The 21,856-nt window shown below is 60.8% G+C and carries 19 protein-coding genes; 6 read left to right on the top strand and 13 right to left on the bottom strand.

Going from position 1 to position 21,856, the window contains the following annotated elements:
• The first annotated feature begins 241 nt into the window (after positions 1 to 241).
• Positions 242 to 3,994, top strand: coding sequence for an autotransporter outer membrane beta-barrel domain-containing protein (locus AS156_RS39625; RefSeq protein WP_066516073.1), 3,753 nt, complete (start codon positions 242 to 244; stop codon positions 3,992 to 3,994).
• 599 nt (positions 3,995 to 4,593) lie between these two features.
• Here AS156_RS39625 and AS156_RS43210 read toward each other — a convergent pair.
• A complete protein-coding gene (locus AS156_RS43210; protein WP_160331206.1) occupies positions 4,594 to 4,752 on the bottom strand; it encodes a hypothetical protein in 159 nt (52 codons plus the stop codon).
• 340 nt (positions 4,753 to 5,092) lie between these two features.
• Between AS156_RS43210 and AS156_RS39620 the strand changes: the two genes are divergently transcribed.
• Positions 5,093 to 6,073: a hypothetical protein gene (locus AS156_RS39620; RefSeq protein ID WP_136626653.1), complete on the top strand. Its 981-nt coding sequence runs from the start codon at positions 5,093 to 5,095 to the stop codon at positions 6,071 to 6,073.
• 72 nt (positions 6,074 to 6,145) lie between these two features.
• On the opposite strand, the gene gspM is transcribed toward AS156_RS39620, so the two are convergent.
• The 9 genes from gspM to AS156_RS39575 are packed head-to-tail and all read right to left on the bottom strand — an operon-like array spanning position 6,146 to position 13,574.
• On the bottom strand, positions 6,146 to 6,709 hold the full coding sequence (gspM, locus tag AS156_RS39615; RefSeq protein WP_066516069.1) for a type II secretion system protein GspM: 564 nt from the start codon (positions 6,707 to 6,709) through the stop codon (positions 6,146 to 6,148).
• Positions 6,706 to 7,758, bottom strand: a complete 1,053-nt coding sequence (locus tag AS156_RS39610) for a PilN domain-containing protein (RefSeq protein ID WP_066516068.1) — start codon at positions 7,756 to 7,758, stop codon at positions 6,706 to 6,708. Before AS156_RS39610 ends, gspM begins: the two co-directional genes overlap by 4 nt.
• The gene (locus AS156_RS39605) at positions 7,755 to 8,681 is read right to left on the bottom strand and encodes a type II secretion system minor pseudopilin (protein ID WP_066516063.1); all 927 of its coding nucleotides are present in this window, start codon (positions 8,679 to 8,681) and stop codon (positions 7,755 to 7,757) included. The genes AS156_RS39610 and AS156_RS39605 overlap by 4 nt, the downstream gene beginning before the upstream one ends.
• Positions 8,681 to 9,376, bottom strand: coding sequence for a prepilin-type N-terminal cleavage/methylation domain-containing protein (locus tag AS156_RS39600; RefSeq protein WP_066516061.1), 696 nt, complete (start codon positions 9,374 to 9,376; stop codon positions 8,681 to 8,683). Before AS156_RS39600 ends, AS156_RS39605 begins: the two co-directional genes overlap by 1 nt.
• A complete protein-coding gene (locus AS156_RS39595) occupies positions 9,373 to 9,771 on the bottom strand; it encodes a prepilin-type N-terminal cleavage/methylation domain-containing protein (protein ID WP_136626652.1) in 399 nt (132 codons plus the stop codon). The genes AS156_RS39600 and AS156_RS39595 overlap by 4 nt, the downstream gene beginning before the upstream one ends.
• Positions 9,758 to 10,285 (bottom strand): prepilin-type N-terminal cleavage/methylation domain-containing protein, encoded by a 528-nt coding sequence (locus AS156_RS39590; RefSeq protein WP_136626655.1) that lies wholly within the window; start codon positions 10,283 to 10,285, stop codon positions 9,758 to 9,760. Before AS156_RS39590 ends, AS156_RS39595 begins: the two co-directional genes overlap by 14 nt.
• Entirely contained in the window at positions 10,206 to 10,658 is a 453-nt protein-coding gene (gene gspG / locus AS156_RS39585; protein ID WP_066516112.1) for a type II secretion system major pseudopilin GspG, read from the bottom strand. Before gspG ends, AS156_RS39590 begins: the two co-directional genes overlap by 80 nt.
• Positions 10,659 to 10,669: 11 nt before the next feature.
• A complete protein-coding gene (locus AS156_RS39580; protein WP_066516053.1) occupies positions 10,670 to 11,881 on the bottom strand; it encodes a type II secretion system F family protein in 1,212 nt (403 codons plus the stop codon).
• Positions 11,882 to 11,885: 4 nt separating this feature from the next.
• Positions 11,886 to 13,574, bottom strand: a complete 1,689-nt coding sequence (locus tag AS156_RS39575) for a GspE/PulE family protein (RefSeq protein WP_066516046.1) — start codon at positions 13,572 to 13,574, stop codon at positions 11,886 to 11,888.
• A 178-nt stretch (positions 13,575 to 13,752) separates the two neighbouring features.
• Between AS156_RS39575 and gspD the strand changes: the two genes are divergently transcribed.
• Together gspD and AS156_RS39565 are read left to right on the top strand one after the other, a co-directional pair.
• Positions 13,753 to 16,071, top strand: coding sequence for a type II secretion system secretin GspD (gene gspD, locus AS156_RS39570; protein ID WP_082747987.1), 2,319 nt, complete (start codon positions 13,753 to 13,755; stop codon positions 16,069 to 16,071).
• Between the two features lie 81 nt (positions 16,072 to 16,152).
• The gene (locus AS156_RS39565) at positions 16,153 to 16,695 is read left to right on the top strand and encodes a prepilin peptidase (RefSeq protein WP_245313263.1); all 543 of its coding nucleotides are present in this window, start codon (positions 16,153 to 16,155) and stop codon (positions 16,693 to 16,695) included.
• A 39-nt stretch (positions 16,696 to 16,734) separates the two neighbouring features.
• On the opposite strand, the gene AS156_RS39560 is transcribed toward AS156_RS39565, so the two are convergent.
• Together AS156_RS39560 and AS156_RS39555 are read right to left on the bottom strand one after the other, a co-directional pair.
• Positions 16,735 to 17,298, bottom strand: coding sequence for a tetratricopeptide repeat protein (locus AS156_RS39560; RefSeq protein WP_082747986.1), 564 nt, complete (start codon positions 17,296 to 17,298; stop codon positions 16,735 to 16,737).
• 268 nt (positions 17,299 to 17,566) lie between these two features.
• The gene (locus tag AS156_RS39555; protein WP_245313262.1) at positions 17,567 to 18,340 is read right to left on the bottom strand and encodes a class I SAM-dependent methyltransferase; all 774 of its coding nucleotides are present in this window, start codon (positions 18,338 to 18,340) and stop codon (positions 17,567 to 17,569) included.
• Between the two features lie 320 nt (positions 18,341 to 18,660).
• Between AS156_RS39555 and AS156_RS39550 the strand changes: the two genes are divergently transcribed.
• On the top strand, positions 18,661 to 19,350 hold the full coding sequence (locus AS156_RS39550; protein WP_066516042.1) for a WbqC family protein: 690 nt from the start codon (positions 18,661 to 18,663) through the stop codon (positions 19,348 to 19,350).
• 103 nt (positions 19,351 to 19,453) lie between these two features.
• Here AS156_RS39550 and AS156_RS39545 read toward each other — a convergent pair whose 3' ends face one another.
• Positions 19,454 to 20,371, bottom strand: coding sequence for a right-handed parallel beta-helix repeat-containing protein (locus AS156_RS39545; protein WP_136626651.1), 918 nt, complete (start codon positions 20,369 to 20,371; stop codon positions 19,454 to 19,456).
• 573 nt (positions 20,372 to 20,944) lie between these two features.
• Between AS156_RS39545 and AS156_RS39540 the strand changes: the two genes are divergently transcribed.
• Entirely contained in the window at positions 20,945 to 21,790 is an 846-nt protein-coding gene (locus tag AS156_RS39540) for a class I SAM-dependent methyltransferase (RefSeq protein WP_160331205.1), read from the top strand.
• The last annotated feature ends 66 nt before the right edge of the window (positions 21,791 to 21,856 follow it).

The raw sequence follows: 21,856 nt of genomic DNA, 5'->3' as shown, positions 1-21,856 counted from the left end.
CCAAAGGCACCTCCTGCCCACGGGCGGGAGCTAGACCGGCTACCCCAGGTAGTAAATGTTGCCAAACAGTCACGCCGTCCAAAATACGCGAGCTAGCGAGCCCGAAACGCAGGCATTGGCCGCCCCCGCGCGTTGCCTGTGGTCGTAACGCCGTGAGAAAATGACGAAAATCGGCGCAGTTCGCGTCGCCGATTTGCAGATTATTCGATGCATTGCCCCTAAGAATTTTTGAAACAGCGCTATGGCCGATTTGAAATCGCACGAACGGGACGCGAAGAACGGATTGCGGCCCGCGATGCGCCACTCCATTGCGGTTCTCCTCGCCAGCACCGCGCTCGGCGTCGTTTCCGCGCATGCCGCCGACGGTACGTGGACCGGCGCCACGAGCAGCGAATGGACGGACCCGACCAACTGGACATCCAACCCCAGCGTGCCGGACGGCACTGCGACTTTCACCAACACTGGTCCAGTCAACGTCAACACCAGCGGTCTGGTCAATATCGGCAGCGTGGTGTTCGCGGGCGCGCCCAATGCTCAGGCCTATACCGTCAACACCAACGATATCTTCGTAGTAGGCGGTGCCGGCATATCCAACAATTCGGCTAATGCGCAGACCTTCAACGTCGGCGCGTCGATGGTCTTTTCCAATGCAAGCAGCGCCAGCGCGGGCACCGGAGCCGTAACGTACAATGTCAGTAGCGGCGGTGCGGTGAGCTTCAACGGGACCAGCACCACGGGCGCGGCAACCATCAACAACACGCTTGGGGACGTCGAGTTCAACGCCAATAGCATCGCCGGTACGGCGATCATCGTCAATAACCTGATGATGAACTTCAACGATTCCGCGTCTGCACTCAACGCGAACATCACCAACACCGACGCGCTGAGCTTCAACGTTTCATCCACTGCGGGCTCGGCCACCATCACAAACCAGGGTATACTGCAGTTCAACAACTCGGCATCGGCCGGCAGTGCAACCATTACCAATGCAGCGCTTGCAGCGCTGACCTTTAGCGGAACCTCCACTGCCGGCACCGCCTCCATCACCAACGACAATACGTTGACGTTCAGCAACTCGGCGACCGCCGGAAGCGCGACGATTACGACCAACAACGCCGCAACGACCAAATTTGTCGGTTCAAGCACCGGCGGCAGCGCGCGATTCATCACCAATGCGGGCGGCACCTTCGACATGTCCGGCCTGACATCCGGCGGCATGACCTCCGGCTCGATCGAAGGCGCGGGCAACTATGCGCTCGGCGCGAACACGCTGACGACCGGCAGCAACAATCTCTCTACGCAGGTGGACGGCGTGATCTCGGGTACCGGCGGCGGCCTGACCAAGGTCGGCATCGGCACGATGACACTGACCGCCGCGGAGTCCTACGGCGGCGCCACCACGATCAATGGCGGCACGCTGGCCTTGTCGGGGAATGGCAACATTTCCGGCTCCAGCGTCGTTACGGTGAACGCGACGCTCGATGTCTCGGCCGTGACCATTCCCTTCCTCTCGCTGACCACGCTCGCGGGAAGTTCGAGCGGCGTGGTGCAGCTGGGCAGCAAGAACCTGTTGCTCACCAACGCCTCGACCGAGTTCGTAGGCTCGATCCAGGGCACCGGCGGGTTTGGAGTTGCTGCCGGAACGGAAACATTGTCCGGTGTCAACACCTACACCAACGCTACCATGATCGGTCCAACCGCGACCCTGGCGCTGAAGGGCAACGGCTCCATCGCGAGTTCGGCCTATGTCGGCTTCTCGCCCGGCGGTCCCGGCCAGATCGGCACCTTCGACATCTCGCAGACCAATACGGGCACGTCGGCCGGCGGCCTGTTCGACATTGCCGGTGTCGGCGTCGTGGCATTGGGCTCGAAGACGCTCACAATCACCAACGGCAGCTTCTTCAACGGCGTCATTCAGGACGGCGGTATCGGCGGCGGCGCGGGCGGCAGTCTCGTCATCGCCAACGGCGCAGTGCAGCAACTCGGCGGCATCAACACCTACACCGGCACGACGACGATCGCCGCCGGCGGCGAGCTCGACCTTATCAATTCCGGCACCGTCAATGGCAGCATTGCGACGTCGAGCGGCGTCATCAGCAATGGCATCTTCGATGTTTCGGGCCTTACCAGCGGCACCTCGATCAAGTCGCTCTCGGGTGCATCAACCGGCTCAGTCAATCTCGGCGCCGACACGCTCACGATCACCAACGCGAATGGCAACTACGCCGGCGTGATTGCGGACGGTGGTCTCGGCGGCAGTCTCGTCCTGACGAATGGCATGCAAGTGCTGTCCGGCACGAACACCTACACCGGAACCACCACGGTCAATGGCGGCACGCTGGTGGTCGACGGCTCGACCGCCACCTCGTCGCTGACCACCGTCAACGCCGGCGCCGCCCTCGCCGGCACCGGCACGGTCGGCACCACGGCGATCGCCGGCGGTACGCTGGCGCCGGGCGGAAGCAGCCTGCTCGGCACGCTCACGGTGGCGGGTAATCTGTCCTTTACCGCAGCCTCGGCCTACATGATCCAGGTGTCGCCGGCCAATGCCGGCCGCACCAACGTCACCGGCACCGCCAACCTTGGCGGCGCGAAGGTGAGCGCGGTGTTCCTGCCCGGCAGCTACGTCAACAAGCAGTACACCATCCTCAACGCCACCGGCGGGCTCGGCGGTACGACCTTCAACCCAACGGTCGGCTCCAACAATTCGAACCTGCAGACGTCGCTGAGCTACGACACCAACAACGCCTATCTCAACATCAAGCTGCTGTTCAACCCGCCCGGCGGGCTGAACGTCAACCAGCAGAACGTCGCCAACGCGATCACGAGTTTCTTCAACGCCGGCGGTTCAGTTCCGACGGCGTTCGCTTCGCTGAATGCAGCCGGGCTGACGGTCGCCTCGGGCCAGCTCGGCACCGGCGTGATCCAATCCTCGATCAATGCCGACAGCCAGTTCCTGAACCTGCTGCTCGATCCCACGATCGCCGGCCGCGGCGCGGGCTTTGCACCGGCCGGCAGCGCCTCGCCCTATGCCGCCGAGGGCGCCAACGCGTCCGCCTACGCCGGCGATATGCGCCCGGCAACGGCCAGCGAGCGCGCCGCCTATGCCATGGCGACCAAGGCTCCGATGTTCACCCCGCAGCCGGTCAACCGCTGGAGCGTCTGGGCCGCAGGCTATGGCGGCTCGGCGAAGACCGACGGAAGTCCGGCGCTCGGCTCGCAGGACACCACCTCGCAGGTCTGGGGCGTCGCCGCGGGCGCCGACTACAAGGTCTCGCCGAACACGCTGATCGGCTTCGCGCTCGGTGGCGGCGGCACCAATTACTCGCTGGCGAACAGTCTCGGCAATGGCTCGGCCGACCTGTTCCAGGCCGGTGTGTTCGGCCGCCATAACTTCGGCGCCGCCGGCTATCTGTCCGCAGCACTGGCCTATGGCTGGCACGATGTCACCACCACGCGTACCGTGACACTGGCCGGCTTCGACCAGCTGCAGGGCCGTTTCCAGGCCGAATCCTTCTCGGCCCGCTTCGAGGGCGGCTACCGCTACGCGACGCCCTGGGTCGGTCTCACGCCTTACCTTGCCGCCCAGGTGGTCACCTTCAATCTCCCCTCCTACGCCGAAACCGCCATCATCGGCAGCCCGCTGTTTGCGCTGAACTATGCGAGCCAGAGCGCGACGGTGGGCCGTACCGAACTCGGCCTGCGCACCGACAAGTCCTACGCGCTGCAGGACGCGATGCTGACCCTGCGCGGCCGCGTCGCCTGGGCGCATGACTACAACAACGACCGCTCGGTGAGCGCGATCTTCCAGTCGCTGCCGGGGGCGAGCTTCGTGGTCAACGGCGCCGCTGCGAAGCCGGACTCGGCGCTGGTCAGCGCCGGCGCCGAGGTGAAGTGGCTGAGCGGCTTCTCGCTTGCCGCCACCTTCGAAGGCGAGTTCTCCAGCAACGTCACGAGCTACGCCGGCAAGGGCGTCGCGAAGTACAGCTGGTAACGGCTGCCGCTAGCACTCGATTTAGATGTGCTGATTAGTAAAAATAGATCAGATTTGCTTCAGGGCTAGAAGCGCGTCCGCGCACGTGCAGCGCTCAGGAGGGAGCCACGGTTTGTCCGGGTCCAGCCCAAAATTGGTGGTCCCAACGAAAAATTAGTATAGGATCGGGCCATTCTATACACGTATGACGGTGCCATTTGATGAGCCGTTGCAATATTAGTACGTGCCACGTCATTTCAATACTGAACATTGTCTTGGCAGCTTGGATGGCCGAAGCACAAGCACGTCCGACCGGGGACCTACCCGAACAGGATCTTGAGCTGCCGCCGGTCAGCTGGAGCAGGGATTCGGTTCAATCGATCGACGCGCGTAGGTCAGATCTCGACAATTCTCAGCCCCGACGAACGGTCACTAAAGGACCAGACGACGCCGCGCCACATGGCAACCCCCTCTGGGCAATTCCTCTTTCGACGTTATCCGTTACGCGCGAGCGTCCTATTTTCACCGCATCACGCCGCCCCCCAACGCATCTTGTCGCGACCCCGCCGCCTCCTGAACCTGTCAGAGCGCCACCACCGCCGCCACCAGAAACTCCACGGCTAACGCTTGTCGGTTCGGTGGCGCACGGCCAGCAGGGAATCGCGATATTCTTGGACCAATCCAGTGGAAAGACATTTCGCCTGAAAGTCGGCGATGACCATTTTGGCTGGATTTTGCGCTTGGTGCGAGGGCGAGAAACGACGCTTGAGAAAAATCACGAAACGATTGTCGTCAGGCTTCCATTGCCTAGCGAGATGTCGATCAAGGCGCCCGCGCAGCCTGCAATCTTAAATGGAGGCACGGGAGTTTTACCCGGATTGGAAGATTTACGATTCCGCGAGCGCAGCCCATCGCGGCCGCCAACGATTTCAGTGGCACCGATTTTCGAATCCGGACAAGTACCCAGCGCGTCCGGAAGAGTGCCTGGCTTGTAGTTAAAGTAGAACCTTCGCGTTCGCTACCTTGACGCCGGTGTTCGAGTGCCGTTATCGTCAATGTGTTTAAAGTCTGTTTTAAATACGGCGCAATTGCGCTGCAAAATTTACTTGGGAAAGGATGTTGAACATGCGCAAGGGGTTATACCTTTTTCTAGGAGTTTTGATTGGATCAACCTATATCGGCGCTGGAGCGGCTTCAGCTCAAAATGCGAAAAGTTACGTCTCCTCTACCGGTAGCGACTCTAATCCGTGCACATTCGCTTTGCCCTGCAGAACATTCCAACACGGCCACGATCAGACGAACACTGGCGGGGAACTCTATGCGCTGGATAATGCTGCGGATTATGGCGCCTTAGTAATCAATCGGGGAATCGCCATCTTCTCGCCTCAAGATTCGGGGGCAACCCGCGCCTCCATCTCTGTCGCATCCGGCAGCGCAATCACGGTCAATGCGCCCGCTAATGCCACTGTGACCCTCGTCAACTTGGAGTTGAGGGGACAGGGCACTGCGGACAACGGCGTTTTATTCAACACGGGGGCATTGCTACAGGTTTATGGCGGTTCCTATTGCTGTTTCGGTGGTGCGGCGCCCAACGGATTCGGCGTTAAGTTTGCGCCGTCAGCCTTCAGCAGATTGCTCGTTTCTGGGGCAAATATTAGCGGCAACGGGACAGCCTCAACGGGAGCGGCTGTCCAAGTCAACCCGCAATCAGGTGGTGCCGCATACGTCAATTTGAGGGAAATTACTGCTTATAACAACGCATTTGGACTAGCGATGGATACGACGGGGAGCACCAACGGTGTTAATTCGGTTATCCACGGCGGCACCATGCAATACAACAGACAGGACGGCATTGTAGCGGTTGGCGGTGCTCCAATTGGGCTGCTAATCGACGACAATGCGCTGCTCCTGGGCAACGCAGGATTTGGGGTTCGTGCAATCGGAACTGGGGTGAATGTACGCCTTAATCAGGCTAACATCGTTGGCAATGGAACTGGCGTTGCCGGTGTAAGCGGCGGATCCATCTTGTCCTACGGTAATAACAGCATTGACGGCAACGGAACCAACGGAACTCCGACGTCCACTATTCCCCTGAAGTAGACTTTTGATCCAAGGCAGATAGCCCGCCTAACAATTTGGCGGGCTATCCCCCTCCGTAGTGGAGCTGCACGTTCATTTGCTTCCGTTCCACTGTGCAGACACGCCAAGCACAACGCGGATCTTGCCGGCAGCGCCTTCGCCGATCGCCGTCATCTGTGGTACCTGCACGTCGAGCTGGTCGACGAATAGGAAGGGCATGCCGACTTCGAGGTCGTACAGCAACTTCTGCAGAGCTGGCTGCTCCATCTCGCAGCTTACGACGAGGCCGACGAAGCCGTCCTTAACCTGGGTGCCGAGCACGTCGACTTGCGAGGACTGGATGGTGCCGCCGACGTTACCGACCGCCATCGCAACGCGTTGCAACAGCGCTGCGCCCGCAACCGTCACTGTCGGCCCTTCCAGAAACGGCGTGCCCGGATGCTCCGCCAATAGCACAGCGGTGCCGGGCGTCTTGCGGTCACGCAACTGGTTCAGCAGGTCTGAGGTCCGCGCCAGCGCGCGCTTGTGGTCAAAGATGTTGGCAAGCGCAACGAGGCTCATGGTTACGAGCCCAGCGAGCACTGCGAGATAGAGCACTGTCGCAAACAGCGGAGACCGCGTGAGCGAGCGCACAGCAACATTACCTACATCGCTCATGGCGCCACCGTGATGCTGTTCTTCGCTACGATACGCGCCTCGATATGGAAGCGCTCGCCAGGGTCGGACGGCGCGCGCGTCGTCGGCGCGTAGAAGGTGGCGCGAGTGAAGTGCTGCGACCGCTCGATCAGCGGGATCAACGAAGACGCATCGGCCGTGACGCCGGAAATCTGCAACTTACTGCCGGCAAGATGCAACTCAGTGACATAGGTATGGTCGGGCAGCACCCGGCTCAGCATCTCGAGCACGATCACACTCGCCGGCGTCTCGAATTTGCGCCGTTCCAGCGCGGCAATTGGCGAGCGATCGCCGCCGCCAGCGCGGATTGCCGCGCGACGTGCGGAAATTTGCCTAGCCAGTTCATCCCCCTGCGCATCCAAATTATTGGCGACATAGGCGGACACGCTGACCGAAAAAGTTGCGACCACGGCCGCAATGCCAAGCGCAAGTTGCAGTGCGCGGCTCATTCGTGCCGCGTCGAGGTGTCCTCGCGCACTTTGCTCGAACACTTTGATGTGGCCCGCATGCCCCTCGACGTTGGTGCAGACCGCGACTGCCGATGGATGGAACCCCGTGACGGCTTGGACATAGCCCGTAGCTACCTTGCGAGTGGTCGCGGCGATCATGGTTGTGATCGTGTCGTTGCTTTCGGCGATCGGCGCGGTACAGCCGAACACCGCCTCGCTTGCGGTCCACGGCGTTAGCCGATCGATTTGTGCGCGCACGATACCTTCGACAAAATCCGTCGCCCGGGCCGGAAGTTCGAGCGGCCGAAAAAGGAAGCGCTTTGGCCGCAGGACGATCTCGACCCGCTTGCCCCTGAATAAAGCGGTAAGATTGGGTGCCGAGAGGGCACCACCCGAATAGCCGATCCGGGAGGGAACGTTTTCAACCTTACCAGTTGTCTCGACCTCAAACCCGTCGTCGTCAGTCTCAACCAGACGAACGACGCGCGGGGAGACGATTCGATTGACGCTAGCGACAATAGCGCCGGCAACGCTTCCGGTCCAGGCTCCGCAGATCGCGCCGATCGTCGACACCCATTTCATCTCAAAGCGGCCCTTTGCGACACAGTGCTGCCGTCCGAATTATTGCGCCACGACAATACACAATAGGGTTCATCACCGGCTTCCAGAAGCAGAATCACGATCTCGCTGCTGCGCCGCCGCCCATCTGGGAGCTCGGTGTCGACCACGACTCGATAGGCCTTGGACGAAGCGATGGTCGCGCCCTCCCCCCCGACCATCCCGATGAGAGCGTGCGGATCCAGCGCCGGATCGCTGCGTTGGGAAACGACCGCCTGAAGCATGATCGGCGTCATACCAGGTAGCGCCGCCAGTACCTGTGGTTCGGCATCGAGGATATTGACCTGCGCCATATTGCTGAACACGGTTACGAACGGCAGCATACGTTCTACCAATGCGGACGGAATTCCATAGACTAACCCTAGTTCTTCAGCGGCCGGGAACGGCGCGTGGCGCGGTGCATATGCAAGACCTGAAGTCTTGTAGAAAGAGGTCTCCGGATCACTGTCGCCGAGTCCGGTCGGGGTACGCCACGCCAGGATCCGATCGGCATATACGGCCGCATCGAACGGACTGGCGCCAAGCCCGGCCATCAGGCCCGACAGCAGTTGCTTCGATGCCGCATTGAGGTCAATCCGCGCCGCCTCGGAACGGAAGCTCACAAACACCCGGCCGGCACCGACGCGAGCATTGAATGTGCCACTGCTTGGGCGGGCAGCCTCGCTATAGCCCGACAGCTGAAGCGCTGCGAGTTCAAGCCCCGCGCTGACCATGGCCTCGGCCTGAATGCGGTCGGTACTGCTAGCAACGACGATGGCCGTATTGATGACGTAAGTCAGATAGATGAGCACGAGCGCTGTCACCGCTGCAAGAATCCACAGCACGGCGATCACGATGAAGCCGCGCTGCGATTCCGCCCCCCGCGCTGTTGCACAAGACGCAGCCATCAGAGCTGCTCCTCTTGCTTCACGACCGGTTTGAGGCGCGCCGCGAGACAGGCGGTAATGCTCTTCGCTCGCGCGCATTCCGCCGGCGCGTTGATGTGCACGACCGCAGCGCTGGAGACTGCCAACACCTGCCCTGTGCTACTGTCACGCACCAAAACGCGGACCATGCTCGGCAATTGCATCTGACCGCGCCAGATCGGCTGCCAAACCTGGTCGGGCCCGGCATAAGCGAAGGTCACGCGAAACGGCGCGCGGATCAGCACCACCTGATCGGTGAAGTGAATCTGGGCGTCGGGAGGCATTGGGCCGAACGGCGCGCGCTCGCGCACCAGTGCTAGCCCCTGACTATCAGCCTTCTCGATCAAACGAATGATCTCGAGGCCGGGACGCGTGCTGGGGCCGACTGCCGTGCGCACGAAAGTGACAGCCAGTTCGCTGCCCTCGAACAGCGGACGCTTGCCATCCCCGCCCACCGGCATCATTTCGGCCACCGAGAGATCGGCGAGCGCTCGTTCAAGCCCGATCGCCAGCCGCTCTTCTCGTTGCATGCGGGCGATGCCGCGGTTCCAGTTGGGCATCCATTGAGCTGTGACCGTCGCAAGCGCAGCAAGGATTACGGTCATCAACAGCGTGGCCAGCAACACTTCGAGCAGCGTGAAGCCCGCCTCATCGCACCATGAACACCGCGCCCTCATTCTGTGGCCTTCGGCACCAGCCGCACTGTTGTAAACAGGATCTGCGCCCCGCTCGGCCCCTGCATCCACATGTTGACCGCAAGCGGCACGAAGCGGCTTGGCCGGGTGTCTCCAGAGGCGCCACTGATCGGTGCGACGTCGATACGCCAGCGATGCCCTGCGAGTTCACCTGTCTGACGTCCCGGCCTGAGTGCATTGCGCCCGGGAAGTGCCGCCAGCAACGTCTCGGCAGCGCCGTCCAGCATCAGCCGTTGGTTGATCGTGCGAGTACCTTGCACCGTGGTACCGATCACCGCGCCGATTGAGGAAAGCACCGTTGCGATGATCGCCAGCGCCACCAACGCCTCTATCAGCGTGAATCCCCGCTCACCGGCAGAGTGCTTAGCGCACGACAATTTCGACCCCCCCAGTCAACCAGTTGACGCGGACCTCGTATCCGTTGCCCGGCCGCGCGAGTGCTATAGTGCCGCCGCAGGACATACCGGACGGAAAGAAATCGATTGAACGGCCGGCGCTACGGTCCGCACATCGCGTTGCCAATGCCGCGTCGACGGCAACATCATCGGGAAAGCGAAGGACGCGGCCGGTAGAGCCGGATCGGATCGTGCGTGCTTCGGCATCCACCAGCGTCGTCACGTGGACTTGACGGCGGAGCGCCGCGCTACGATCGGCGTTCAGCAGCGCCGCGGTCTCGACTGCATAGCTTTCGAGCCGCGCACGCGTGGTGACGTGCGCGATCGACGGCAGGATGATGGCCGCAAGCATCCCGATGATTGCGAGCACGCAGAGGATTTCGATTAGCGCGAAACCCGCCTCGTCCTGCTCCCGATCAGCGCGTGCCACTCGTAATATCAGCTGCCGTACCACTGCCGCCTTCCTGGCCGTCGGAACCGAGCGAGATGATGTCATACGGCGCTCGCTCACCGGGCGAGCGATAGACGTAACTGTGACCCCAGGGGTCGTTGGGCACCACCCCGCCCCGCAGGTAAGGGCCATTCCAGCCGGAAGCGTTGTTGCTTCGGGTCAATGCCGCAAGCCCTTCGTTGCTATTGGGGTAGCGCCCGAGATCTAAATAATAAAGATCGAGGGCGCTGGAGAAGCTCTCGATCTGGATCTTCGCCGCCTTGGCCTTGGATTCGCTGAGATAGTTCAGCACCCTAGGGCCGACCAAAGCCATGATCAGGCCGATGATCGTAATAACGACAAGCATCTCGACCAGGGTGAAGCCGGCCTCGCGCCGGCGTCGCACGGATCTTGCCGGATATGGCCTAAATAATGTCATCTCAAACAACCTCAATTAACAATCTGACTGACCGACATTAGCGCCGTCATGACAGATACAATCAGTCCACCAACTACAATGCTTATCACAATGATCGCCGCAGGGCCGGCTATGCCGACGACGCGGTCAAGCGTCCGTTGAAGCTTCGCCTCGTAAAATTCCGCGACCCGTCCCGCAAGCATCGGAAGCTGCCCAGTTTCGTCGCCCAGCCGCAGCATGCGCACTGCCATCGCGGGTAGCGCCTCAGTCTCGGCCAGCGCATCGGACAGTTTCACGCCATGCCGGATTTGGTCGGCAGCTTCAGCCCAAGTTGTCGATGATCCGATCGACGCCATCATATCGATGAGGATACGCATCGCGGTGGTCAGGTTGACGCCGCTGCCGAGCAAGAGCCCCAGATTCCGGCAGAACAGCGCGGTTCGGTAATATTTCATCACCTCGCGGATCGCAGGCAACCGCGTCAACGCGGACATCAGAGCACGGCGCACGCTCTCCTGCCGAAGCGAGAGCCAGCCGACTGCAATCACAGCGGCAAGAATCGCTAGCACCGCGTCCGAATTGGAGCGCAGAAAGGTCGAGAGATTGAGGAAGCCGAGGATGAACGGGTCGACCTTCGCCCCGAAATCCTGCAGGACGTTGGCGAATTGCGGGAGCACGAATGTCAAGAAGAAGAGCAACACGGATGCGGCGGCGCCGAGCACGAACAGAGGATAGCGTACAGCGTCGCCAAGCCGGCGCTTCAACGCCTCGGTGCGGCTTCGCTCGTCGGCCAGCACCTCGAGCACGTGATCGAGCGAGCCGGACGCTTCGCCGACTCGGATCAGCGCGACATACATCGATGGAAACAATCCTTGATGCCGCGCTAGCGCTTCGGCAAAGCTCTCGCCGGCAACAACACGGGACCGGATATCGGCGACCACCGGCCGCAGACGCCCGAAATCGGGATCGGCCGCGAGCAGCTCTAGCCCATCGTTTATCCGAGCGCCCGCGCGCAACAGCAGCGCAAGGTCACGGGTGAAAATCGTGACGTCCTCAGGCTTGGGCGCTTTGAACAGGCTGAAGGCGCGCCGCGACGATTTGCCCTCGTCCAGCGCGACATTATCGACCAGCACGAGACCAAGTCGCTCGAGCCGGCCGGCGACATCTCCCGGCGCGCGCGCGGCGATAGCCCCGGATACCAGCTCCCCTTCCGAGTTCATTGCGCGGTAGCGGTAATTTGGCATCACATCACCGGATCGTCGTGACGCGGAACACCTCGGGCACAGTGGTCATGCCGGCGCGGCATTTCTCCACCGCATCCACCAGCATCGTGGTCATACCGCCAGCCATAGCTGCTTGGTCGATCTCGTGCGAATCTGTCTCCGGGCCAATAAGCTTGCGCACTTTGTCAGTCATTTCGAGGATTTCGAACACGCCGTTACGACCGCGATAACCTGTGCCGCCGCAGCGCTCGCATCCGCTCGCCTCGTGGACCACCTCACCCGTCGAAAACCCGATCGCGGCAAAGCGCGGATCATTGTCGATGTCCGAGGTCGAGAGCTCGTGCGGCATCTTGCAGCGGTCGCAGAGCACGCGCACCAAGCGTTGCGCTACGACCGCGCGTAGCGTCGATTTGAGCAGGAAGCTCTCGATTCCGAGATCGATGAGCCGTGGCACCGCTGCCGCCGCTGTTTCCGTGTGAAGCGTGGTCAGCACGAGGTGGCCGGTAAGCGCCGCATGAATCGCGATATGAGCGGTCTCAGCGTCACGGACCTCGCCGACCATGATCACATCGGGGTCCTGACGGACGAAGGAGCGCATAGCGGACGCAAAGGTCAGTCCGATTGCTGGCCTGACCTGCGACTGGTTGACACCAGGGATTTCGTACTCCACGGGGTCCTCGATGGTCAGGATCTTCCGCGTCGGCTCATTGAGGATCGAGAGCATGGTGGCAAGCGTGGTGGTCTTGCCGCTGCCGGTCGGGCCGGTCACCACGATCATGCCGTGCGGCAGTGCCAATAACCGCGACATGATCCCCTTGTCACGGGCCGCGAGCCCGAGCTTGCTCATCTCGAGCAGGCCACGGTCGCGTGGCAACAGGCGGATCACGGCGCTTTCGCTCGCCTGCGTCGGCATAGTCGCGACGCGAACGTCAAGCTCGGCGCGGCTGACGCGGACACGCGCGGCGCCGTCCTGCGGCAGGCGCCGCTCGGCAATGTTCAGCCCTGCGAGGATCTTCACGCGCGAGATCAGTGCCTGCGGCGGAATCCCCGATGGCGAAGGAATTGCGCGCAGCAGCCCATCGACTCGCATGCGGACAACGAGACCAGTTCGGAACGGCTCAATGTGGATATCGCTTGCGCGCAGCTCGACGGCGCGCTCGAGCAGATCGTTGAGCGCGCGCACCACCGGCGCGCCGCTGGCAAGATCGCGCAAGCTTTCGATATCGTCGTCGGATTGTTGGCTCGACGCTCTCGCACTTTCATCCGCACCGGCGCCGTCAGCATCGACGCGCTGATCGAGCACGGTGGTGATGTCCTCGAAGGATGCCACGGCGACTTCGACCGGTTCACCGAACACGATCTCAGCAGCACGGATGGCGGCCGTATCGGAGGGATCGGCGACCGCAATGCGATAGCCGCCGTTCGAGACACGGAATGGAAAGATCGTGGACTCACGCAGGAAGCGGCGCGAAAAGCCATCGAGACACGGCGCTACGGCGAGCAATTGCGGGAGACTTAGGCGCACGACGCCGAAATAGTCGGAGACCTCGTCGGCGAATTCGGCGGCGGACAGATCGGTCGCCTCCCACAATTCGCGCAGCGGACGCGTCAGTGTCGAATTCGCCGGACGCTCGACACGGGCACGCCCACGGGGCGGCAAGGAATATTTCTCGAGGAGATGCTGTCGGAAGGTCTCTGCGGACAGGCTGCGCATCGAATTCCCACCGCTAACCTTGTTACCGGAATACAACAGCTAATGCGTGCAACAACAGGACCTTAAAGCTTGACTCTTCTAGTAGCAAAAACATAATCGTTGCGCAAATTTGCAGCCGTCCGAGCCGCGAGGGATCGGATGTATTTTTAATATCGGCTTTAGCGTTGGTAGGCGTCTATTGTTCAAAGTGGTGCATCCGCTTTCGCGCCTGCGTTCAGGGTTGGCTGGGACGCTCGTTCTGTTTTTGTCCGCATTTGCATTGAGCGCTTGTATCGTCACCGCTGACCAATCGATCGAGACCAATCCGAAGGATCCGCGCGTTCAGGACATCGCCGACAAGGTCAACTCGATCGACCTACAGCCCCGTGAAACTACGGATCCTGGCGTCAGCGGCCTGAAGCAACAAACTGCGTCACGACCGACCATTTTCCTTAGTGACGGCGCAACGCCCGCCGGCGGCGCACTCGCCGAACGCGATAGCGCCGGCAACGGTTACGATCTCAACTTCGAAAACGCTCCCGTTGCGAACGTTGCAAAGGTCATCCTTGGTGACGTACTGAATGTCGGTTACACGATCGACCCGCGCGTGCAGGGAACTGTAACGCTGGCCTCGGTCCGTCCAGTGCCGAAGGCTGACGCCATCTATGTACTGGAAAATGCGCTGCGGATGTCGGGTGTCGCTTTGGTGCGTGACCGCGGCGGCAGTTACCGACTGCTACCGGCCGCGGAGGCAGGGCCGGGCAGTATCGATCGTAGCGACGCTGCGGAAGCAGGCCAAGGCATCAGCGTCGTTCCGCTACACTATGTTTCCGCCCAGACAATATTCAAGCTGCTCGACGGCTTCGGCATCAAGGCCACGACACTGCGGCCCGACAACGGACGCAATACACTGATCGTAACCGGCAGCGGCCCTGACCGGGCGTCGGCGATCGACACCATTCTGAGTTTCGACGCCGACTGGATGAGGGGACAATCGGTTGGCATCTTCCCGGTGCACAACTCGTCACCTGAACCGCTCATTTCCGAACTCGAAAAGATCATGGATTCCGGCGAGGGTGGCCTCAGCGCCAACGTCGTTAAGTTCCAGGCGATCAACCGTCTTAACGCCATTCTCGTCGTTAGCCAGAAACCTGAATACCTTAAGCGCGCCGGCACCTGGATCACCCGACTTGATAAATCGGACACGGAAGCTGTGAACATGAAGTCCTACCCGCTACGTTATGGCAGCGCTAAGGCAATCGTGGCACTCCTGCGCGAAATGCTGCTTGGTGGCACAGCAACCACTAGCCTCGATAGTTCATTGACTCAGATATCGCCAAACTCAGGAGTTTCACTCTCTTCATCAGGCAACAGCGCTGTAGCATCCTTGAGCGCAATGCCAACCGCAGCGTCGGGTGCCGCCACGCCTGTGACCGGGATCGGTGGCGGAGCGCCCGCCGGGCGGCCCGCATCATCCGGCGGACAGGATCAGCTACCGGGCTCGACTTCAAATTCGAGTTCGCGATCGGTTGGCGGCAATTCGTTCCTGCCCAATGTCCGTATTACCGCCGACGTGACCAACAATGCGGTCCTAGTTTATGCGGATGCAGAATCGCAGCGCATCGTGGAGCAGACTATTCGCCAGATCGACCGGCCACAGCGCCAGATCGCCATCGAGGCGACGATTGCCGAAGTGACGCTGAACGATCAGCTGAATTACGGCGTACAGTTCTTCTTGGCCAGCCAGAAAGGATCGATCAGTAACACGATCGCGACCGGCACCAGCTCCTCGAGCGGTACTGCCAGTAACGCCGTCAACGCCGCAGCCAGTGCACTAATGAGTCGTGTGCTGCCCGGCTTCAATTTCCTCATCGGCTCGGAGAACTCGCCCCGCGTGATCCTCGATGCGCTGCATGGTGTGACCGACGTCAAGGTGCTGTCAAACCCCTCGCTGGTCGTCCTCGATAACCAGACGGCCACTTTGCAGGTTGGCGACCAAGTGCCTTACTCGACCGGCACGGCGACCGTGCTGACCGCCAACAACACCGTCGTCAACACCATCGATTATAAGAACACCGGCATCATTCTACGAGTGCAACCACGCGCCAACTCCAACGGCAACATCGTTCTCGACATAGAGCAGGAGATCAGCAACGTCGCCTCTGCCGGTCAGACCGGCCTGACACCAACGATCACGCAGCGTCGTGTCAAGAGTTCGATCGCGGTCAACTCAGGCCAGACCGTGCTACTTGCCGGCCTGATCAGCGAGACCGAGAACAAGCAGCGCCAAGGTATTCCGATCCTGGATTCGATTCCTGGCATGGGAGATGCGTTCTCGCATCAGACGACCGCGCGGGCACGGACCGAATTGATCCTGTTCATCAGGCCGACGTTAGTGCGGACTCCGGTCGATGCCCATGTCATTGCCGAAGAGATGCGCAGCAAGATGAACAGCCGCCTGGTCGGGACCAGCAACCCCGTTGTCGTGGTGACCCCGCCCGGGGTTCCGCCGCGCTAGGCTCTACGGCAAGATGCGGACTCGGTCTCGACGAACGACCACGCGCCCGGCTCGCGTGATCCGGTGACAGCGCACGATCCATTGCGGCAACTGAGCCTCAGCATCGTCCTGCTGGCGCTGGTAGCGGCCAGCCTACTTGCCGCCCCGGGCGCCGATGGGGTGCTGGGCGCAATCCTGGGCGCACTGATGCTGGCAATCGCCACGACCGACGCAGAGCGCTACATCATTCCAAACGAACTGACGGGTGCGGCAGCAGCCGTGGGGCTGTTTCGGGCCGCAACCGTGGGACCGGATGCGGGCTGGTATGGCCTGCTATGGGCGGCCGGACGGGCGCTCGCGATCGCGCTGCCGTTTCTTGCGCTGATGGCGGGCTATCGGGCCTGCCGAGGCCGTGACGGCCTCGGGATGGGCGATATCAAGCTCGCCGCCGTTGCCGGAGCCTGGCTCGGGCTGATCACTGTGTTTGCCGTCGTCGAGGCCGCAACCCTGGCTGCGCTCGGCGCGTATGTCGTCAACGGCGCGTTGCGGCGGCGGCCGCTGCGATCGACCGCATTCCTACCGTTCGGCCTGTTCCTCGCGTCAGGGATCTGGCTCGGTTGGCTGGCCGAGGCGCTGTTGAGCTAGGACGACCGCTGCCATGGGCGCAAGCGCATCACCGTCTGCTCAATGCTCCCGAATGGGGACCCATTCCAGCGCCCGCAGCCGTGCCTGTGCGATCTCGCCGCGCGACATCTTGGTGGTAATGGCATCGCGGATGCGCTGCCGCGCCTCGCGCGCCTGGGGAGGTGCGGCCGCCGTCGACAGATTGAGCCATTTGCTGGCCTCGACGATGTCGCGCGGCACGCCCTGCCCGCGGTCGTAGAGCAGCCCGAGCGAATATTGCGCAAGGCTGTCCCCCTGCTCAGCGGCGCGGCGATACCACATCGCCGCTTCCGTATAGTTCTGCGGCACGCCGCGGCCAGTCTCGAACAGGAAACCGAGATAGGATTGCGCGGAAGGGTTGCCCCGCTCGGCCAGCGGAATGAGTATCCGCGAGGCGCGCTGGTAGTCCTGGCGGTGCACGGCGACGACACCCTGACGAAGTGATTGCGCGAATCCGGGCGCGAACATCGACATTACCAACGCGGCGGCAGCAACGGCAAACGGGCCGCGCCATCGGTAACCACACGCTGGAGCGCTCGGAACCCCATCTTCAAATTCGCGATCACCGCCGTCGCTGTTCATCATGCTGCTCTGCCGTTGCCATGCGATGCTACACTATTCTGCCGTCCGCGGAGAATCCATGGCGGCGACAGCGAAGTCATGTACTTAGGACGCCGCAAGGAAGCTTTGAGCCCCCTTTAGCGTTGAGCCGCCTTTATTGCGATCGGCAGCATGTGTGCCACGAGCCTTTGGCTCGCAAAGTGACGAAAAATCGCAGGGGGCCTCGGACACCGCATCGCGAGGTTTGCGCGAATCATGAAGGATAAATTGCTGAGCGATTGTCGCTTCCGCACTACACGGCCCGCGCGACGACAACGCGGCTGCCGCCCGCTGGCCAGCGCCATCCGGCGAGCGTCATCCCGACCTCCGCACGGAGGATTGCGGTGAGTGCGCAATTTACAAGCCGGCTGGGTGTGAATTCGTAGGCCTCTAAGCTTGCCGCCTTGCCTCGTTGGCTCAGGCGACTTATCGCCATCAGCGGCAGCAGCAAAGCTGTATACGAGGACGAGAACAGGACCTCGAAGCCACTGCGGCACAATTTGTCCTCCAGTTCGCCGCGCCGGTAGCGGCGCTGATGGTGGGCGAAATCGTCGGCCGGGCTCCACAGCGAGGGATGCTGGGGGACCGTGACGATAATCCCGCCGCCTGGCCTGGTCGCCGCACGGAGCCCGCGTAGGACCGCCTCATCATCGGGGATGTGCTCGATCACATCGAAGGCGCCGGTGAGATCGAACAGACGGACGGCAGGGATATCCCGCGCATCCATCTGGACGAACTCGACGCCGGCAGGCAGGCGCTTCCGAGCGTAGGCAAGCCCCGACGGATGCAGCTCCGACCCGACAAGGCGCTCCCAGCTGCGCGAGCCAGCCATTGCGCGCAGCACAGTCCCCGTGCCGCAGCCAACCTCAAGGAAATTGCGGGCCTGCGGGAAGTATTTGTCGGAAAGGCCCACGATCAGCTGGCCGCGCGGAACGAACCAGAAATGCCCGACCTCCACCTTGGCGAGCGCGTCAAAGCCCTTCGGATCTACGCCGCTCACGGTGTCGGCAAGGCCCGGTGCGAACATCGGGATGCCGTTACCCTGTGCCACGCGGGCACCGCAGAATGGGCATTGCCATCCGGGCGGCCATAACGGCTCGCCGGCGGCCACCGGTTGAACTGCGCTGCAAGCCAAGCACCGCCGCCCTGGCGTGTCCGCGAAGGTCATGTCAGATGAATACCAAACTCGCCCGCTACGGATCGCTCAGCAATAACTCGTGCTTCAAGCATCTGCCGACTATAATCATTAGTAGGAAAGCTGGCCAGCCATTCGTCCGGCCGGCAATCTTCCGGAGAGCCGCGGTGTCATGCGATACTCCCGTAATAATTCCGGCCAAGGGTCGTCCTGTGCGAATCTGTATTGTCCAGTCCTGCTACATCCCGTGGAAAGGCTTCTTCGACCTGATCGGGCAATGCGACGAATATGTCATTTTCGACAGTGCCCAGTACGTGAAGCGCCACTGGCACAACCGCAACCGCATCAAGACGGCAAATGGAATAGTTTGGCTCACTATCCCCGTGATCGTAAAAGGCCGCTTCGAGCAGCCGATCAATGAGGTCGAGATTGAAAAGCCGTGGGCCGAAAAGCATTGGCGCACGATCGAGTTCGCCTATCGGCGCGCCGCGTTCTTCGGCCATTTCGCACCCGTTGTGAGGAACTGGTACGAACAGGCCGACAGGCTGACGCGGCTGACCGACGTCAATGTGATTTTCCTCCGCGGGATCGCCGACGTCCTTGGGCTCAAGACCAGATTCCGAATGGATACGGCCTATCCCGCAGACGGCACGAAGACGCAGCGACTATTGAGAATCGCCCGCGCGGCCGGCGCAGATCGGTATCTTAGCGGACCCTCGGCTCGCGCCTATTTCGACGAGGACTTGTTCTTATCGGCCGGGATAACGCCGGAGTGGATGAACTACGAAGGATATCCTGAATATGGGCAACTTCACGGCCCCTTCGAGCACACGGTCACTGCGCTCGATCTCCTCTTTAATACCGGTCCCGATGTGGTACACTACCTAAAGCGTTGGACTTGAATGCTGCAATCTGCAGCTTTATCAAAGCTCTGCACTAGGTGGCCCGCGCATCGCGCGAGGTTCAGGACGCCCTCATTGTTCGGAACCTCGCGCGGTTGATATGTTAGTGCAACGCAATGCCAGACATCGTTCCGTTTGTAGTGTTACCGTCGAGTTGATTGGTCGCGTATGAACTCACAGTGCCAGCTACACCAGTCCCGTTGCCCGTAATCGACGACTGTCCGACCCTAACGAAAGCCGAGCCTCCAGCGTTCAAGATGCCGGTGGCATTGTTCGAAACATCACTCTGCAAAACCATAACATTGGCGACGTTGCCGCCACTGGCTGTCGCGACGATTCCAGCCGATCCGCTATTATTAGCCACGGTATTAAGAATGCTGAGGTTGACTGGGCCACTGCTTGCATCGGCAGCAATGCCGAACACATTGCGATCAGCGACCACTCTATCCAAGCTGCCTCTCGCGGTTGCTCCACTGGCGGGTGCAACGCGGATTCCACCACCGGTCGCACCACTGCCGTTGCTGAACACGGTCGTGCGAACAACTTCGAACCAAATAGTAGCAGACGGCTGAATCAAAATGCCTGATCCGGTGAAACGACGGATATTGCAATCCTCAACATGAAGGAAGCCACCCGAATTGACCAAAATGCCATTGATGCCGGTGCCCAAGCCTTCGAAATCAAGACCTTTGAGGACGAGGTAGTCAGTTGCGGCCCCCGCAAACACGATCCCATTCGTCCCAGAAACGAGGACGCCGGCCGTTCCCGTCTCGCAGGAGATCGTAATCGACTTGGTAACCGTCAGAGCGCCGAAGCCGCCTGGGTCAAGGCAGTTGATCTCGCCCGTTGCGGCGGTCTTGGAGATGGCGCCGGCAAACGTCTTGCATGGCGCGGTACGGCTGCATGGGTTGGCATCGTCTCCCACGCCGGAAACCCAGGTGCGGGTAGCTTGGGCGTGGGCTGGTGCCGTCAGGGGTAGAAGCAGTCCAAGTGTCATAGCCACTAAGGCAAAAAGGCGCATAACCTATTTCCTCTAATTCAATGTGAAATCACTCACCAAAACACTTCCCGCGGGCACCCGGTACCAATGGCCCAGGTATCCAAATTGAAAAATTCGGCTGATCCCCCAACAGGACGTCAGCATTTTTCTTTAGCAGGTTCCTTGGCTACGATCCAAGGCCCTGTGTTGGACGTTCAAAAAAGCAACGGGAACAGGCTAGATTGCTCGGCCTCCCGGCAGACCGAACCGCCCACCGGTGGGTCTCCAATGACCTTAGGAAGGTTCATACCCAGTTCGGATATTCTTGATTGACGAACAATGACCTCAGTCGTCACAAGGAATAAATCCCGCTCAAGTTGATCACACGGCACGGCACAATTAATCCTAGTCAAGTCCGAAGTCGCTGAATGCCGCGTGACACGAATGCACTCCCGCTATAAGAGATCGAGAACTGCAGCTCAACAAGCGGATAATCAAGTGCTGGGTTTTGTTTGTCCGACAGATCGTCAGCCTCTGACGTTAACTGGAGACGGAACCGTCCTCGTTAGCGCGACGGGCGCTCGCTATCCGTTGCACCGCGGAATTCCAGATTTCGTGACTGAAGCCGAACATCCTACGTCTCCGATAGGAAACCAGGAATTCTACCGGAATCGAGCCAGTGAATATGATCGCGGCAACGATGTCATGTTCAAGATGTTGCTGTCGGAACAGGCGACGGTCCGTGAAGATCTGATCGATACACTGAAACTGCACAGCGGGGCACGTGTCCTTGAGATCGGCTGCGGAACGTGCCGCGACACGATCCATCTGCTAAATCGAAATATTACTGTGTATGCGGGGGATTTGTCGCACGAAATGCTCGCCATCGGACAGCAGCGGCTGCAGGATGCGGCTGCTGATTTCGATCGTGTCCGGCTATTCCGGGCCGACGTTATGCGACTGCCTTTTGCCGACGGCTTTTTCGACGCAGCCTATCATTTTGGCGGCCTTAACCTCTTTCCGGACATCGCGGCTTCTCTTGCGGAAATGACCCGCGTAGTCCGGCACGGCGGTCGAGTCGTGGCCGGCGATGAAGGCGTTGGACCCTGGCTGTCTTCGACAAACTTTGCAAAGATCCTGAAGAATTCAAACCCACTGTTCGAACATTCAGCGCCGATCCAGCACGTCCCGATTAGTGCTCGCAACGTTGATTGTCGGTGGGTTCTCAATGGCTCTTTCTATCTGATCTCGTTCGACGTCAGCTCTGGAGAGCCCGGGCTAGATTTGGACGTGGAATTTCCTGGCTGGCGTGGAGGATCGCACCGTAAGCGTTATTTCGGCCGGCTCGAGGGCGTTTCACCCCAGCTTCGTGACAACGTGGTCAAGCAGGCAGCAGCAGAAGGCTCCTCAGTCTCGGCTTGGCTCGAGAAGACGCTTCGCGCAGCGATCAGCGAGAAATAGTACAATCAGCGGAAATCACTCTGTAGAGCCAAGCCATAGATGCGCGTCCTTAAGGTGGTTCAAATC

This window comes from Bradyrhizobium macuxiense, assembly GCF_001542415.1.
In the GTDB taxonomy this organism is placed as follows: domain Bacteria; phylum Pseudomonadota; class Alphaproteobacteria; order Rhizobiales; family Xanthobacteraceae; genus Bradyrhizobium; species Bradyrhizobium macuxiense.
This window is presented reverse-complemented; position numbering and strand designations above follow the sequence as displayed.

Excerpts from the sequence above, each read along its gene's own strand:
- AS156_RS39625 (WP_066516073.1), top strand. The coding sequence starts at position 242 with ATGGCCGATTTGAAATCGCACGAACGGGACGCGAAGAACGGATTGCGG.
- gspM (WP_066516069.1), bottom strand. The coding sequence starts at position 6,709 with ATGAGCGATGTAGGTAATGTTGCTGTGCGCTCGCTCACGCGGTCTCCG.
- AS156_RS39610 (WP_066516068.1), bottom strand. The coding sequence starts at position 7,758 with ATGAAATGGGTGTCGACGATCGGCGCGATCTGCGGAGCCTGGACCGGA.
- AS156_RS39605 (WP_066516063.1), bottom strand. The coding sequence starts at position 8,681 with ATGGCTGCGTCTTGTGCAACAGCGCGGGGGGCGGAATCGCAGCGCGGC.
- AS156_RS39600 (WP_066516061.1), bottom strand. The coding sequence starts at position 9,376 with ATGAGGGCGCGGTGTTCATGGTGCGATGAGGCGGGCTTCACGCTGCTC.
- AS156_RS39590 (WP_136626655.1), bottom strand. The coding sequence starts at position 10,285 with ATGACATCATCTCGCTCGGTTCCGACGGCCAGGAAGGCGGCAGTGGTA.
- gspG (WP_066516112.1), bottom strand. The coding sequence starts at position 10,658 with ATGACATTATTTAGGCCATATCCGGCAAGATCCGTGCGACGCCGGCGC.
- AS156_RS39580 (WP_066516053.1), bottom strand. The coding sequence starts at position 11,881 with ATGCCAAATTACCGCTACCGCGCAATGAACTCGGAAGGGGAGCTGGTA.
- AS156_RS39575 (WP_066516046.1), bottom strand. The coding sequence starts at position 13,574 with ATGCGCAGCCTGTCCGCAGAGACCTTCCGACAGCATCTCCTCGAGAAA.
- AS156_RS39560 (WP_082747986.1), bottom strand. The coding sequence starts at position 17,298 with ATGATGAACAGCGACGGCGGTGATCGCGAATTTGAAGATGGGGTTCCG.
- AS156_RS39555 (WP_245313262.1), bottom strand. The coding sequence starts at position 18,340 with ATGTTCGCACCGGGCCTTGCCGACACCGTGAGCGGCGTAGATCCGAAG.
- AS156_RS39545 (WP_136626651.1), bottom strand. The coding sequence starts at position 20,371 with ATGCGCCTTTTTGCCTTAGTGGCTATGACACTTGGACTGCTTCTACCC.